The following is a 14,285-nucleotide window of genomic DNA, read 5'->3' on the forward strand; positions in this document are numbered from 1 at the left end:
GAGGTCGAGCAGTGGCTGCGCGGGACCCTCGGCGTGGACGGGTCCGCACGCGCCTGACCCAGCCCGGCGCGGCCGTACCACCCCGAGGCCGTGGCGGTACGACGCTCGTGGCCCTCCAGAGCGCCGATCCCTTCGGGGGCATGGCCGGCTTCCGCCAAAGGCTGCTCGCCCCATCCCCCGACGCGTCACGCTCCGCGTCCGTCCGTGTGCGATGAGTCGCCGCTGCACACCCCTAGACATCCGATCTATTCAATGGAAATGATGGCGGCGCCCTCGATGAACGTAGACGCGGCTGCCACTTTCTCCGCGAAAGAGCCGATGAATTGGCCGGGAGATCTCATCGTGATCCATGAAAACGAACCCAAGCGCAGAAGCCTTCTCAAGTTCAGCGGTGCCCTCGCCCTCGCGCCCTTGGTCACTCAGCTGACCGGCGGTACCGCGGTCGCCCAGGCGTCCGCCGCCGGCATCGACGCGACGCCCCCCGTCCAGTGGCCGGTCCTGTCGCGCAAGGCGCTGAGGTACACCGCCCCCGCCACGGACTGGCAGTCGCAGGCCCTCCCGATCGGCAACGGCCGACTCGGCGCCATGCTCTTCGCCGATCCTCATGTGGAGCGCATCCAGTTCAACGAGCAGAGTCTGTGGGGCGGCCTCGACAACTACGACAACGCCCTCGCGGGTCAGCCGGACAGCGCCTTCGACACCGGCATGACCGGCTTCGGCTCGTACCGGAACTTCGGTGACGTCGTCGTCTCCTTCGCTCCCGCCCCCAAGGTCACGGCCCCGGGGGGACCGTACCGGACCTCCTCGTCGGAAGGGGTCGACAGGACCTACGACGGCGACTCGGGCACCAAGTGGTGCATCGAGGCACCCGGTTCGAGGGTGCAGTGGCAGGTGGAGCTTCCCGAGCCCGTCGCCGTCCCGTCCTACCGCCTGACGAGCGCCAACGACGTACCCCAGCGCGACCCGCAGGAATGGACGCTCTCCGGCTCCGCCGACGGCGCCGACTGGACCACGCTGGACAGCCGCACACTGGCGACACCCTTCGAGAGCCGCTTGCAGACGAAGCAGTTCACCTGTGCCGACGCCGGGGCCTACCGCTTCTACCGGTTCGACTTCGTCCCCAAGGCAGGTGTCAGCCACTTCCAGGTGAGCGAGATCGGGCTGAGCGGTGTCGACCTCGCAGGCGATGCGATGTACGTCTCGTCGCCGAGCGGGCACGCCGAGGGATCCGGCGCGGGGACCGGCCGCCCGGCCACGGACCTCTCGTGCTCGGTGGACCGCGATCCGGCCACCGTCTGGCGGGTCGACGCGGCCGCGCCGGCGGTCGTCTGGCAGGTCGACCTGGCACGCGCGGTCGTCGTCGCCTCGTACTCCCTGACAGCGGCCCTCGACCGTCCGCAGGACGACCCCGGGCGATGGGCGCTCGAGGCGTCGAAGGACGGTGAAGCCTGGGTGACCCTCGATACACAGAACCCGGGAGCGCCGTTCGCCGGCCGCGGCGAGACCCGGACCTTCCGGATCACCGACACCACGGCCTACCGCAGCTACCGGCTCACCCTGACACCCGGCGCCTCCTCCACCGGCCTGCAGATCGCGGACATCGCGCTGGAAGGCGCGGGCTTCGACACCCGCACCCAGCGCGCGGTCGTCGACTACCAGCGTTCCCTCGACTTCGTGGACGGCGTCCACGTCACCCGCTTCGGCGCGCCGGGCCGGCGCGTGCTCCGGGAGGCCTTCGCCGGCAGGTCCGCGGACGTCATGGTCTTCCGGTACACCTCGGACAGAGCCGGTGGACTCTCCGGAGCGATCTCGCTGACGTCCGCACAGGACGAGGCCCCGACGACCGTCGACGCCGACGCCCGGCGCATCGCCTTCTCCGGTGTCATGGGCAACGGCCTCAAGCACGCGTGCACCGTCCAGGCCGTCCACACCGACGGCACCTTCCACGCCGACGGCTCGTTGCTCCGCTTCAGCGGCTGCACGACGCTGACGCTGCTCCTCGACGCCCGCACGGACTACAAGCTCGACGCCACCGCCGGGTGGCGCGGAGCCGATCCGGCCCCGGTCGTGATGCGCACCCTGGGCAGGGCCGCGGCCCGTTCCTACGGCGCACTGCGCGCCGAGCACACAGCCGAGACGCGAGCCCTGATGAACCGCGTCTCGGTGGACTGGGGCACCTCCGACGCCGCCGTCGTCGCTCTGCCGGCCACGTCCCGGCTGGTGCGGTACGCGGAGGGCGGGGCGGACCCGGAACTCGAGCAGACGATGTTCGACTACGGCCGGTACCTGCTGATCAGCTCCTCGCGCCCCAACGGCCTGCCCGCCAACCTCCAGGGCCTCTGGAACGACAGCAACCAGCCCGCATGGGCCTCCGACTACCACACCAACATCAATGTCCAGATGAACTACTGGGGTGCCGAGACGACGAACCTGCCCGAGTGCCACGAGGCGCTCGTCGGGTTCATCCGGCAGGTGGCGGTGCCCAGCCGCGTGGCGACCCGCAACGCCTTCGGGCAGGACACGCGCGGCTGGACCGCCCGCACCAGCCAGAGCATCTTCGGCGGCAACGCCTGGGAGTGGAACACCGTCGCGAGCGCCTGGTACGCACAACACCTCTACGAACACTGGGCGTTCACCCAGGACCTCGACTACCTCCGTACCGTCGCCCACCCCATGATCAAGGAGATCTGCCAGTTCTGGGAGGACCGTCTCAAGGAGCGCGAGGACGGACTCCTCGTCGCGCCGGACGGCTGGTCCCCCGAGCACGGGCCGCGCGAGGACGGCGTCATGTACGACCAGCAGCTCATCTGGGACCTGTTCCAGAACTACCTCGAATGCGAGGCGGTACTCGACGCGGATCCCGCGTACCGGGCCAGGGTCGCGGACATGCAGGCGCGGCTCGCCCCCAACAAGATCGGCCGCTGGGGCCAACTGCAGGAGTGGCAGGAGGACATCGACAGCCCCACCGACATCCACCGCCACACCTCGCACCTCTTCGCGGTCTACCCGGGCCGCCAGATCACCCCGAAGACGCCGGACTTCGCCGCCGCGGCCCTCGTCTCGCTCAAAGCACGCTGCGGCGAGCGGGAAGGCGTCCCCTTCACGGCCGCCACCGTCTCGGGCGACAGCCGCCGCTCGTGGACCTGGCCCTGGCGGGCGGCCCTCTTCGCACGCCTGGGCGACGGGCATCGCGCCCAGATCATGCTGCGCGGACTCCTGACGTACAACACGCTGCCCAACCTGTTCTGCAACCACCCGCCCTTCCAGATGGACGGCAACTTCGGCATCACGGGCGCGGTCGCGGAGATGCTGCTGCAGAGCCACGACGGCACCATCCACCTGCTGCCCGCCCTGCCGGACGCGTGGAAGGCCAGGGGCTCGTTCACCGGCCTCCGCGCCCGCGGCGGATACGAGGTCAGCTGCGAGTGGCGGGACGGGAAGGTGACGTCGTACAGGATCGTCGCCGACCGGGCGCGGAACCGGGGGAACGTCACGGTGCGAATCAACGGAACCGCCCGGAAGGTGAAGCCGCTCAGGCCTTCCAAGTGACACCGGCGGGTCCGGCGCTCCCCCGACACCCGTCATCGCAGGGCGCGGGTCGCGGGAGCGCCGGACCCGATACGCGATTGCACGGCACGGCACGGGCGGTACGAGGTCCTTTCCCGCGACCGGCCAGACCCCCAGCGCTCCGGTGACCGGCCGCACGGGCCGGCCCCGCAGCGCACCACCTGGTGCGACCCACGCGACGAGGACCTCCCCACCGGGGCCCCTCGTCCGCTGAGTGCGCGGGGCTGGGCTCGACGCTCACTCGTCCGCCGGTAGTCCTGTCCTGCGCAGGCGACCCACCATCCGTGCGGAGGCCGCTCGGGGTGCCTGCGACTCCAACGCCGACAGCAGCCCTTCCCAGGCGTCGGTGAGTCCCGCGTCCACGGCCGACCGGTAGGCGGAGCAGGCCTCCCGCGACCTTCCCTGTTCCAGGTACAGAGCACCCAGCGCGGAGTACGCCTCCGTGTCTCCCGCCTCACAGCCGCGTACGTAGGCGCGTTCGGCCGCGGCGGTGTCACCCGTCTCCTCCCGTACGCGGCCCAGTGCGGTCCAGGCGTCGGGGGCTCCGAGGGCGGCGGCCCGCAGTACCGCTCGCCGGGATCCTCCCCGGTCCCCCACCCGTTCCCGCATCCGGGACAGGGCCGCCCAGGCCGCGGGGGAGCCTCGGTCAGCGGCCTGATCTGCAGCGAGCTCCGCTCCCCCGCCGTTCCCCACGCTCTCCCGGTACCGCGCCAGGCCGATCCACGCCTCCACGTCACCGACGCGGGCCGCCTCCGTCGCGGCACGAGCGGCGCCGACGGCCTGGCCCCGTTCCGCGCGGACCTCGGCCAGCGCGCTCCAGGCCTGCGGATCGCCGGTGCGGGCCGCCTGCGCGGCGGCCTCCTCCGCGGCGCCGCCTTCACCGTCCGCGTCGGCGAGCAGGGCCAGTACGCGCCAGGCCGCGCCGACGCCCATGGCGGCCGCCTCGCGATGGGCGGCGGCCGCCCCCGGCACGTCCCCCGCCCGGTAGCGCAACCGGGCGAGCACCGACCAGCCCTCGGGGTTCCCCACGTCAGCGCCGCCGGTGGCCGCTGCCAGGGCCGACTCGTGTTCTCCGAGCGTCCAGTGCAGCCGCACCAGATGTGCCCAGGCCTCACCAACACCCGCGTCGGCCGCCCGGGTGGCGTGCTCCACCGCGTCGGCCAGGCTGCCGGCTCGTTCCGCGGCCGTGCGAGGCCTATGTGCCCCCAGCCGTCACCAGCCCCACCGCTTGCTCGAACGCCGCGGCCGCCGAGGAGCCGTGGGCCGCGCGCATCCGACCGAGCGTCCGCCAGGCCTGCGTCTGCCCCGCCGCCGCTGCCTGTGCGGCAATGGCGTCCGCGGCGGCCTGGTTCCCCTCGGCCTCGCGTATCCGGGCCATGGCAGACCAGGCCCAGGCGTCCCCCGACTCGGCCGCGCGACGGTACGCGTCGAAAGCGGCGCCGACGTCCCCGCCGGACTCCCGCGACACCGCAAGGGCCGCCCAGGCCAGGGGGTCCGCCGCAGCCGCCTCCTCGGCGGCGGCCCGGCCGTCGGTGGTCTCGAGCAGCACGGCCCAGGAGGCCCGGGCCCGGCCGTGGCCGCTCTCGACGGCCTTCTCGAACAGTTCGGCGGCGCAGGCATAGCGGCGCCGCTGCTCGGCGGCGGCCGCGAGGGCGTAGAGGTCGTCGGCGGTCCTGGCGTATGCTGCCGCGCTCCAGAACCCGGCCGGTGGCACCAGATGAGCCCTGACCCGGCGGATGTGCTGTTCCAGGTAGTCGTCCGGACGGTAGCTGTCGGGGTCGCCGACGTCCCTCGCATACCGTTCCGCAATCAGCGGCACCGGACCACCCGTTGCTGTGGTCAGCGTGCTGATGGCCGCCGGGAACCACTCCTTGCCCGCGGCCGCGCGGGCGATGGAGTCCATGAACCCGGCCGCGGCCTCCCTCAGCAGCCGGGCCGGCACGGCGCCCATGTGGCCGAGCCTGCGCGCTTCGACGGCCGCCGTGAGCACGGCGTGCTCGGGGGCGGTGAACCACTGGCCGGAGCCCATCTCCCAGTGGCGGACAAGCTCCGGTCCACCGGTGAGGTGTTGCAGCACCCGATTGCCGGGCCCGGCGGCCCGGACGGCGGCGGCCAGGCGCGGGCCGCTGCCGCGGCGACGGCCGGGGAATCACCCGACAGGGCCCCGATTCCGGGTCTCCGTCGTGGGAAGAGTGGTCCCCGCGCGAGCGGGGGTGCAGGGATCACGACTCGCGGTCCATCTTGGGCATAAGGGGGGCGGGGCTCAGCGACCATCGTCCTTCGGTGCGCACTCCTGGCGATGTTCGAGGACGCCGTTCGTGAGGTCGACTGGACGGGCTTCGACGACGCCCACCCGGACACCGAGGCCGCTCGCCGCGACCTCGGCGCCCGTCTGGTGGCCGGTCCGCCTCCGATGCGGGGGACCCGACCTGTCCCCCGTCCACGGTGTTCGCGGCCTACAACCGATGCCGCGGGACGAAGGACACGCAGGTGCGACCCTTTGCGGACCACGGAGGCGGACACGGATCACTGGGCCTTCGAGTGTCGCCGCAAGCCGACCCCGCACGCCGCCAGCCATGTTCGTCGTGGCCGCGGCGACATCGCGGTGCGTCAGTGCCGGCAGGACAGCCGGACGTGAAGCAGCTCGGTCCGCAGTGCGGGTGTGCCGTCGACCGGTGCCGGGTCCTCCGCCGTCGGCTCGATGCCTCCTGCGGCGACCTTGTCGAGTGTCGCCAGACCGGCGGGTCCGACCGTGCCGAACACCGTGTAGTTCGGTCGCAGCGCGGAGTCGCCGTAGACGACGAAGAACTGTGAGCCGTTCGTGTTCGGGCCGGCGTTGGCCATCGCCAGCAGGCCGCGTCCGTAGAGCCGGCGCGTGCCCGTGGGATCGGTGGCTGCGGGCGGCAGGTCCACCGGCAGTTCGTCCTTGTACTTGTACCCGGGCCCGCCCTCACCGGTGCCGGTCGGGTCGCCGCACTGCAAGACCTTCAGCGTCGGGTACGCCGTCAGGCGGTGACACACCGTACGGTCGTAGAAACCGTGCCGTGCCAGGTGCAGGAAACTCTGGACCGTGCACGGCGCCTTGGCCCGGTCCAAGCGCAGCGGAAGCGGGCCCTGACTGGTCGGAACAGCCAAGTCGACCGTGCCACGAGCAGGGGTGTGCCGCGGGTCGGGCGGCAGCGGAACACGGCGCGCCGGCGGCTCGTCCGGGGTCTGGCTGTACTGGCAGGGACCGTGCGTGGTGCGCGGCGGAGCGCTGTCGGAAGCAGTGGAGACGCTCCCCCCGGACACCACCAACGCCGCGGCCGCGAATGCACTGATCAGTGCTCGTCTCATCTTGCACGCCCTCCCGATGATCTCCAGGTCTTGGAGCGGTCGCAGTCTAGGGCGTGGTGTGGCCTGCGGGAGTGGCATTTCCGGCCGATCAGCGTGACCAGAGCCCCGTCATTCAGGCGACACGTCCTTGACCTTGCCGGGACCGCTGGGGTCCGGTACCGAATCGAGGCAACGTGGAACACCCCGCGAGCGAGGGGAACATCGGTGCCCTGCCGCGGAGCCCGGGAAGGATCCGCCGTCGGTCTGGGCCGGCACCTCTCCCGCGTTCGCCAAGCCGCTCCGCGCCCCAGACCCGTCCCCGCCGGAGCCATGGCGCCGCCGACTCATCCCGCCGCAGGCGCAGACGCTCCTTATCTCCGCCGACGACCACGGGCGGACATACGCAATGCAGCAGAGACCGCGGAAGAGGGCGCCGCGTCGTCTCTCCGTGAACGTGATCACCCGACGTGGTGGAGAGGCCCGCGCTCCGACCGCGAGCCCCACCCGCCTGGCGATCCGGCCTGCCCCGCGATTCAATGGACCACCGAACGGGACGGAAGCCGGTCCCAACTCGTGCAGGAGTCGCGCACCGCACGCGAGCGAGTGCCATCAACGAGGCCGGACCGCGGCACGAAGCCCGCCCTGGCACGCCGCGCGCAGCAAGATCCGGAGCAACCCCGGCCCGCCCTCCTGCACCGAGCCGAACGCACCGCATCCGCTCTGCGCGATGCCCCGCAGGATGATCTGGTCGTACTCGAGGAAGCCCTGACCGTCCCACCCGACCGTGGACGTGCCTGGGGTGCGAGTCCGTCGATCCCACGGCAGCCAAGCAGTGCCCGAACGGGCATCATCGACCTGCCCCTCGCCCTGCATAGGCCGGGGGCACTAGGGACTCGAACGCCGGACGGCGAGAACGAGGCCCTTCCACTGCTGCGTGTGAGCACGTCGAGGGCGATGACCGCAACGGGATGCCCTCGCGGTACGGAAGTCGAGATCACCGGTCAGCACGTGCCTACGCAGGAAGCAGTGCGGCGCAGCGCGGCTGGCACCGGTACCCCAGCACCGGCCGGCACATGGCGAGGGTGCAGGCGACCACGCCCTCCGCCCTCAGTCGTGCCGAGCGGCCGCGCCGCTCTCCCGGGCCGACTTTGCCTGCGGCCAGCATCATCCAGATCACACCACCTACCCGCGTTTGCGTATATCGAGCGCATGCAACTATTGTGAAGGCATGCAAAGGGATCGTTCAAGCAATTCCGGAAGGGGGCGAGCCATGCCGCTCGCTCTGCTCGCTCTTACCGTCGGGGCTTTCGGCATAGGTACGACCGAGTTCGTGATCATGGGCCTCCTGCCCCAGATCGCCGCGGACTACGAGGTCACCATCCCCACCGCCGGCCTGCTGGTCACCGGCTACGCCCTCGGCGTCGTCATCGGCGCACCCCTGCTGACCGTCCTCGGCAACAAGGTCAGCCGCAAACGCATGCTCATGCTGCTCATGGGGCTTTTCGTGCTCGGCAACCTGTTCTCCGCGCTCGCCCCGAACTTCGGGCTGATGCTGACCGGCCGCATCGTCGCCTCACTCGCCCACGGCTCGTTCTTCGGCATCGGCTCCGTCGTCGCGGCGGGGCTCGTCGCCCCGGACAAGAAGGCCGGCGCCATCGCCACCATGTTCACCGGCCTGACCGTCGCCAACATCGTCGGCGTGCCGCTCGGCACCTTCATCGGGCAGGCCGTGGGCTGGCGCACCACCTTCGCGATCGTCGCCGCGCTCGGCGTGGTCGGACTCCTTGGCATCGCCAAGCTCGTGCCCGCGATGCCCCGTCCCGAAGGCGCCCGGCTGCGCGGCGAGCTCAAGGCCTTCCGCAACCCGCAGGTCCTGCTCGCGATGGCCATGACCGTGCTCGGCTTCGGCGGCGTCTTCGCCGCGATCACCTACATCGCGCCGATGATGACGCACGCCGCCGGCTACTCCGACGGCGCCGTGACCTGGCTGCTCGTCCTCTTCGGCATCGGCATGTTCCTCGGCAACCTCCTCGGCGGGCGCTTCGCCGACCGCGCCCTGATGCCCCTGCTGTACGCCGCCCTCGGCGGCCTCGCGGTCGTGCTCGCCCTCTTCACCGTGACCGCGCACCACAAGGTGCTCGCCGCGCTCACCATCCTGCTCGTCGGCGCACTCGGCTTCGCGACCGTGCCCCCGCTGCAGAAGCGCGTGCTCGACCAGGCGCACGGCGCGCCGACGCTGGCCTCGGCCGTGAACATCGGCGCCTTCAACCTCGGCAACGCCCTCGCAGCGTGGCTCGGCGGGCTCGTCATCTCCGCAGGCCTCGGTTTCACCTCCCCGAACTGGGTCGGCGCCGCCCTGGCCGGCGCCGCGCTGCTCCTCGCCTTCTGGTCGGCGGCGCTGGAGCGCCGCGCCCCCGCGAAGGACACCGCCTCCGCCGCAGCGGCCCAGACCGGCGCGGACCGGGCCTCCGCGTCCTCGGCGCCCGCCCCCACTCCCGTACACCACTGACCCCACTCCCGACAGGAGCTCCCTCGTGAGCACTCCCCGCACCCCGCAGGAGGTCTTCGCCGACCACGGCACGCGCCTCGGCACCGGCGACCTGGACCTCATCAGCGAGAACTACACGGAAGACGCCGTCTTCCTCACCCCCGAAGGCGTCCTGACCGGACGCGCGGGAGTCCGGGAAGGCATCGGCCGACTGCTCGCCGACCTGCCCGACGCCGAGTGGCAGCTGACCCCTCGGTTCGCCGCGGACGTCCTGTTCCTCCAGTGGACCGCCGTCGGCGCCGACCACGAGGTCACCGACGGTGTGGACACCTTCCTCTTCCGCGACGGGCGCATCAGCGCCCAGACCGTCCGCTACACCCTCTCCCCCCGCACCACCGAGCGCACCGCGCTCACCCAGTGAAGGAGCACCCGCACACCATGGCACCGTCCACCACCCCCGCCGTCCCCACCGTCACGCTGAACAACGGCGTCGAGATCCCGCAGCTCGGCTTCGGCGTCTTCCAGGTCGCCGACGACGAGACGACCGCAGCCGTCACGGCCGCCCTCGAGGCCGGCTACCGAAGCATCGACACCGCCGCCATCTACGGCAACGAGGCAGGCGTCGGCCGCGCCCTGAGCACCTCCGGGCTGGCCCGCGAGGACCTGTTCGTCACCACGAAGCTGTGGAACGCCGACCAGGGTTACGACGCCACCCTGCGGGCCTTCGACGACAGCCTGGCCAAGCTCGGTCTGGAGTACGTCGATCTGTACCTGATCCACTGGCCGACCCCGGCCCGCGACCTGTACCGCGAGTCCTGGCGCGCCCTGGAGCGGCTCGCCGACGAAGGCCGGATCCGCGCCGCCGGCGTCTCCAACTTCCAGCCCGAGCACCTGCGCCGGCTGATGGACGGCGCCGCGCTGACCCCGGCCGTCAACCAGATCGAGCTGCATCCCGCGCTGCAGCAGTCCGAGCTGCGCGCCTTCCACGGCGAACACTCGATCGCTACCGAGGCGTGGAGCCCGCTGGCGCAGGGCGCGGTCCTCGACGACCCGGCGATCGTCGCGATCGCCGCAGCCCACGGCAAGTCGCCCGCCCAGGTCGTCATCCGCTGGCACCTGCAGCTCGGCAACGTGGTCATCCCCAAGTCGGTCACGCCGGCCCGGATCCGCGCCAACGTCGACGTGTTCGACTTCGTCCTGACGGACGAGGAGATGGCGGCGGTCGCCGTTCTCGACCGCGGCCTGCGGACCGGTCCGCACCCCGACCAGCTGAACTGACCCCGCGCGCGCCCGCCGGGCGCGTCCCCCACCCCCGCCCTGTTGGCTCGCGCTCGCGCGCCGCGGCCCCGTTCCGGGCCGGCCGTCCGGAACGGGGCCGGGGCCCGGGCGCGGGCGTCCGGAAGGACCCCGCCGTGCCCACCCCCACCTCCCTCACCCCCGGCAGCACTCCCGCCGCCGTTCCCTCCACCACTCCCGGCTCCGCTCCTCGCTCCTCGCTCGCCCGGCTGGCTCCCGCCGCCGGGCGCCTGACCATCGGTCTCGAGCTGCCCCTCGACAACGACTGGGGCGTCGAGCGCGGGCGCGCGGACCGTGTGGCCGGCCGTCCCTTCGGTGTTCCCGACCTGACCGAGCACGCCCGGCTCGCCCAGCTCGCCGACCGGCTCGGCTTCGCCGCGCTGTGGCTGCGCGACGTCCCCCTCTACGACCCCGTCGCCTTCGGTGACGCCGGCAGCGTCTTCGAGACCTTCACCCATCTCGGGCACCTCGCCGCCGTCACCGAGGACGCGGTCCTCGCGACCGGCGCGATCGTCCTGCCGCTGCGCGAACCCCTCCTCGTCGCCAAGGCCGCCGCCACCGTCGACGTACTGTCCGGCGGCCGGATGCTGCTCGGCGTCGCCAGCGGCGACCGGCCGGTGGAGTACCCGCTGTTCGGACGGGACTTCGAGGGGCGCGGCACCGCGTTCCGAGAAGGTGTCGAGACGCTGCGCGCGGCCTGGCGCCCCGGCCCGCTGCAGCTGCCCGAGGTGGGCCTCGAGCCGGACCGGCAGCTGGAGGTGCTGCCTCGGCCCGTCGCCCCTGAGGGCATTCCGATCGCCGTCGCCGGCGGGGCCCAGCAGACGCCCGCGTGGATCGCGGAGCACGCCGACGCCTCGCTCAACTATCCCCGCGACCTCGGCGCGCTGCGGCTGCGCACCCGCGAATGGCGTGAGCTGACCGGCGGCGGCAAGCCGTACCTGACACCGATGGTCCTCAGCCTCCAGCAGGACGCGGGCGCGTCGGCGCGGCCCATCCGCCTCGGCCTGAGCACCGGCCGCGAGGCCCTGATCGAGCGCCTGGGGCAGATGGCCGAGGTCGGTGTCTCGCATGTCTCCTTCAATCTGCGGCCCAACGACCGACCGGTGGACGAGCTGCTCCACGAGCTCGCCGAGTACGTGCTGCCGCACTTCCCGGCCGCGACGGCGGCACCGGCCCCCGCTCCGGCCGTTCAGACGGCCGCGCGGAAGGAATCCTCGGCCACCTCTTTGCATTAGCCAGCGCATGCAAGTATTGTCTATGCATGTAAGGCGCGTACGCATCTAAATGCCCGGCGCCTCCCTTGCCCTCCCCCCCCCACTGAGAACCGAGAAGGCAATCTCCATGTCACTCACCGAAATCCTCCCCGGCCGACTCGGCTTCGGCACCGCACCGCTCGGCAACATGTTCCGCGCCATCCCCGACGACGAGGCCCTCGCCACCGTCGAGGCGGCCTGGGACCAGGGCATCCGCCTCTACGACACGGCACCCTTCTACGGCGCGGGCCTGGCCGAGGAGCGCCTCGGCCAGGTGCTCGCCGGCAAGCCCCGCGACTCCTACGTCCTGTCCACCAAGGTCGGCCGGGTCGTCCTCGACGAGCACGAGACCGCCGCGCGCGAACTCGGCGAGAAGGGCGGCCTGTTCGAGCACGGCAACCCGAACAGGATGGTCCACGAATGGACCGCCGACGCCACCGAGCGCTCCGTCGAGGACAGTCTCAAGCGCCTCGGCACCGACCGCCTGGACATCGTCTGGGTCCACGACATCGCCCAGGACTTCCACGGCGACCTGTGGCTCCAGAAGTTCGAGGAGGCCCGCACCGGAGCCTTCCGCGTGCTGTCCCGGCTGCGCGACGAGGGCGTCATCAAGGCCTGGGGCCTCGGCGTCAACAAGACCGAGCCCATCGAGCTGACCCTCGCCCTCGACGAGCCGCGCCCCGACGGCTTCCTGCTCGCCGGCCGCTACACCCTCCTCGACCACGAGCACGCCCTGAAGCGTCTGCTCCCCATGGCCCAGGAACGGGGCGTCGACATGGTCGTCGGCGGACCGTACAGCTCCGGCGTCCTCGCCGGCGGCACCCACTTCGAGTACCAGCAGGCCCCGCCGGAGATCGTCGAGCGCGTCGGGACGCTGAAGGCCCTCACCGACCGCCACGGCGTCTCCATCAAGGCCGCCGCCCTGCAGTTCTCCCTCGCCCACCCGGTCTCGGCAGCCGTCATCCCCGGCGCCACCCGCCCCAGCCGGATCGCCGAGGACGTCGCCGCCCTCAACGAGACCGTCCCGGCCGCGTTCTGGACCGAGCTGCGCGCCGCCGGCCTCGTCAGCCCGGCCGCGCCGCTCCCCCACGGCGCCTGACCGCCCCGCACCCCCACAGGAGAAGACCATGGCTTCCACCTCCGTCTCCCGCGTCGTACCCGCCTCGCCCCAGAAGGTCTGGGACCTCATCGGCGGCTTCGACTCCCTGCCCGACTGGCTCCCCTACATCCCCGAGAGCACCCCGCTCGAAGGCGGCCGGGTCCGACGGCTGAAGAACCCGGACGGCGAGGTCATCATCGAACGCCTCGTCGCCTTCAACGAGGCCGAACGCCACTACAGTTACGCCATCCTCCAGGCCCCGTTCCCGGTCGACGGCTACGTCTCCACCCTCCGCGTCCACGCGGTCCCCGGCCACGACGACCTCGCCGAGGTCCAGTGGTCCGGCCGCTTCACCCCCGACAACACCACCGAGGAGGAGGCCGTCGCCCTCTTCACCGGCATCTACCGCGAGGGCCTCGACGCACTCCACAGAACCCTGACAGCCTGAAGCCGGTGAAGCGGCCGTCGTCGACGCCGGATCGCCAGGGGCGGTGGCGACGTGATCTCCGTCCTCGACACGGCCCCTGATCAGGGAGCCAGTGCCGTGGCCACCTGGGCGAGGCGGTCAGCCGACAGGGCGAAACCGTTGGCTGGGTTGCGGAACGAGTAGGAGCCGTCGTTGATCCGTCGACCGTCCTCGTCCCTGGTCCAGCGCGCGGGACCACAGGGACCTTGGCCGTCCAGCAGAACGGCCGCCAGTCGTTCGGGGTCCTCGACGGCGGTTCGGGCGCGTAGCGCAGCCCCCAGGCGTTCGGCGGCCGCGGCGGGTACGGCTGAGTCTCCGCACGCAGGCAGCAGGAGCAGCAGGCGGCTGTCCGGGTCGGTGGTCGAGCCGCCTGCCAGGCCGTTGTCCGCAACCGCCATCAGCTCGGGCCAGGACAGGCCGGGACCCATGAAGTGGCCGTCGTCCGTGGCGAGTCGCTCGGCGCGGTCCCAGTCGGGTCGGTCCAGCAGGTAGTCGATGCCCCTGTCATCCGCAAGGTTGCGGTAGACGACGTGCAGGCGGCCGGTGGTGACCGGTACGGAGAAGGTGGGCCAGTCCGGGCGTTCGGACATCTTGCGGCAGAAGTCCTCCGTAGCGTCGTAGTCCGCGCCGAACAGGAGCTCAGCGGCCTCCTCGCTGCTCGCGCCGGAGGCGAGGTGCCCCAGCCAGAACAGGGGCTCGTCAAGAAGCTCGGGAAGGTGGACCAGAGGGCCGCCGTCGTAGCCCGGAATCCGGTCCGGGTGCGTGTCTGCGCTGTTCGTCACGGGGGCCATCATGCAGCTG

General features: G+C 71.9%; 11 protein-coding genes and 1 pseudogene. 8 read left to right on the top strand and 4 right to left on the bottom strand.

Annotated elements, in window-relative coordinates; genetic code table 11:
• The first annotated feature begins 342 nt into the window (after positions 1-342).
• Positions 343-3,549 (top strand): glycosyl hydrolase family 95 catalytic domain-containing protein, encoded by a 3,207-nt coding sequence (locus tag IE237_RS39080; RefSeq protein ID WP_189806973.1) that lies wholly within the window; start codon positions 343-345, stop codon positions 3,547-3,549.
• A gap of 255 nt (positions 3,550-3,804) precedes the next feature.
• Here IE237_RS39080 and IE237_RS41185 read toward each other — a convergent pair whose 3' ends face one another.
• Positions 3,805-4,719 carry a tetratricopeptide repeat protein gene (locus IE237_RS41185; protein WP_229844078.1) on the bottom strand — a complete coding sequence of 305 codons (915 nt, stop codon included), beginning with the start codon at positions 4,717-4,719 and terminating at the stop codon, positions 3,805-3,807.
• Between the two features lie 43 nt (positions 4,720-4,762).
• Positions 4,763-5,644, bottom strand: a complete 882-nt coding sequence (locus IE237_RS41190) for a hypothetical protein (protein ID WP_229844087.1) — start codon at positions 5,642-5,644, stop codon at positions 4,763-4,765.
• 251 nt (positions 5,645-5,895) lie between these two features.
• Between IE237_RS41190 and IE237_RS41195 the strand changes: the two genes are divergently transcribed.
• Complete coding sequence (locus tag IE237_RS41195; protein ID WP_268253865.1) at positions 5,896-6,381, top strand: acetylxylan esterase; 486 nt, start codon at positions 5,896-5,898, stop codon at positions 6,379-6,381.
• Here the strand turns inward: IE237_RS41195 and IE237_RS39095 are convergent.
• Positions 6,283-6,981 (bottom strand): annotated as a pseudogene (locus IE237_RS39095) (peptidylprolyl isomerase); the annotation flags it as partial. The gene IE237_RS41195 and the pseudogene IE237_RS39095 sit on opposite strands and share 99 nt — an antisense overlap.
• A 1,171-nt stretch (positions 6,982-8,152) precedes the next feature.
• On the opposite strand from IE237_RS39095, the gene IE237_RS39100 reads away from it, so the two are divergent.
• From IE237_RS39100 to IE237_RS39125, 6 genes are all read left to right on the top strand, one after another.
• Positions 8,153-9,391, top strand: coding sequence for an MFS transporter (locus IE237_RS39100; protein ID WP_189806975.1), 1,239 nt, complete (start codon positions 8,153-8,155; stop codon positions 9,389-9,391).
• 25 nt (positions 9,392-9,416) lie between these two features.
• Positions 9,417-9,791, top strand: a complete 375-nt coding sequence (locus IE237_RS39105; RefSeq protein ID WP_189806976.1) for a nuclear transport factor 2 family protein — start codon at positions 9,417-9,419, stop codon at positions 9,789-9,791.
• Between the two features lie 17 nt (positions 9,792-9,808).
• A complete protein-coding gene (locus tag IE237_RS39110; RefSeq protein WP_189806977.1) occupies positions 9,809-10,648 on the top strand; it encodes an aldo/keto reductase in 840 nt (279 codons plus the stop codon).
• Positions 10,649-10,782: 134 nt separating this feature from the next.
• Positions 10,783-11,901: a TIGR03571 family LLM class oxidoreductase gene (locus tag IE237_RS39115; protein WP_229844097.1), complete on the top strand. Its 1,119-nt coding sequence runs from the start codon at positions 10,783-10,785 to the stop codon at positions 11,899-11,901.
• A 106-nt stretch (positions 11,902-12,007) separates the two neighbouring features.
• The gene (locus tag IE237_RS39120) at positions 12,008-13,018 is read left to right on the top strand and encodes an aldo/keto reductase (protein ID WP_189806978.1); all 1,011 of its coding nucleotides are present in this window, start codon (positions 12,008-12,010) and stop codon (positions 13,016-13,018) included.
• Between the two features lie 28 nt (positions 13,019-13,046).
• Entirely contained in the window at positions 13,047-13,466 is a 420-nt protein-coding gene (locus IE237_RS39125) for an SRPBCC family protein (protein WP_189806979.1), read from the top strand.
• A gap of 80 nt (positions 13,467-13,546) precedes the next feature.
• On the opposite strand, the gene IE237_RS39130 is transcribed toward IE237_RS39125, so the two are convergent.
• Positions 13,547-14,266, bottom strand: coding sequence for a hypothetical protein (locus tag IE237_RS39130; RefSeq protein ID WP_229844098.1), 720 nt, complete (start codon positions 14,264-14,266; stop codon positions 13,547-13,549).
• Positions 14,267-14,285: the final 19 nt, after the last annotated feature.

This window comes from Streptomyces tanashiensis (assembly GCF_014648895.1).
GTDB lineage: Bacteria > Actinomycetota > Actinomycetes > Streptomycetales > Streptomycetaceae > Streptomyces > Streptomyces tanashiensis.

What these genes read in the sequence shown, in the direction of transcription:
- IE237_RS39100 (WP_189806975.1), top strand. Translation starts at nt 8,153, where the DNA reads ATGCCGCTCGCTCTGCTCGCTCTTACCGTCGGGGCTTTCGGCATAGGT.
- IE237_RS39120 (WP_189806978.1), top strand. Translation starts at nt 12,008, where the DNA reads ATGTCACTCACCGAAATCCTCCCCGGCCGACTCGGCTTCGGCACCGCA.
- IE237_RS39125 (WP_189806979.1), top strand. Translation starts at nt 13,047, where the DNA reads ATGGCTTCCACCTCCGTCTCCCGCGTCGTACCCGCCTCGCCCCAGAAG.
- IE237_RS39110 (WP_189806977.1), top strand. Translation starts at nt 9,809, where the DNA reads ATGGCACCGTCCACCACCCCCGCCGTCCCCACCGTCACGCTGAACAAC.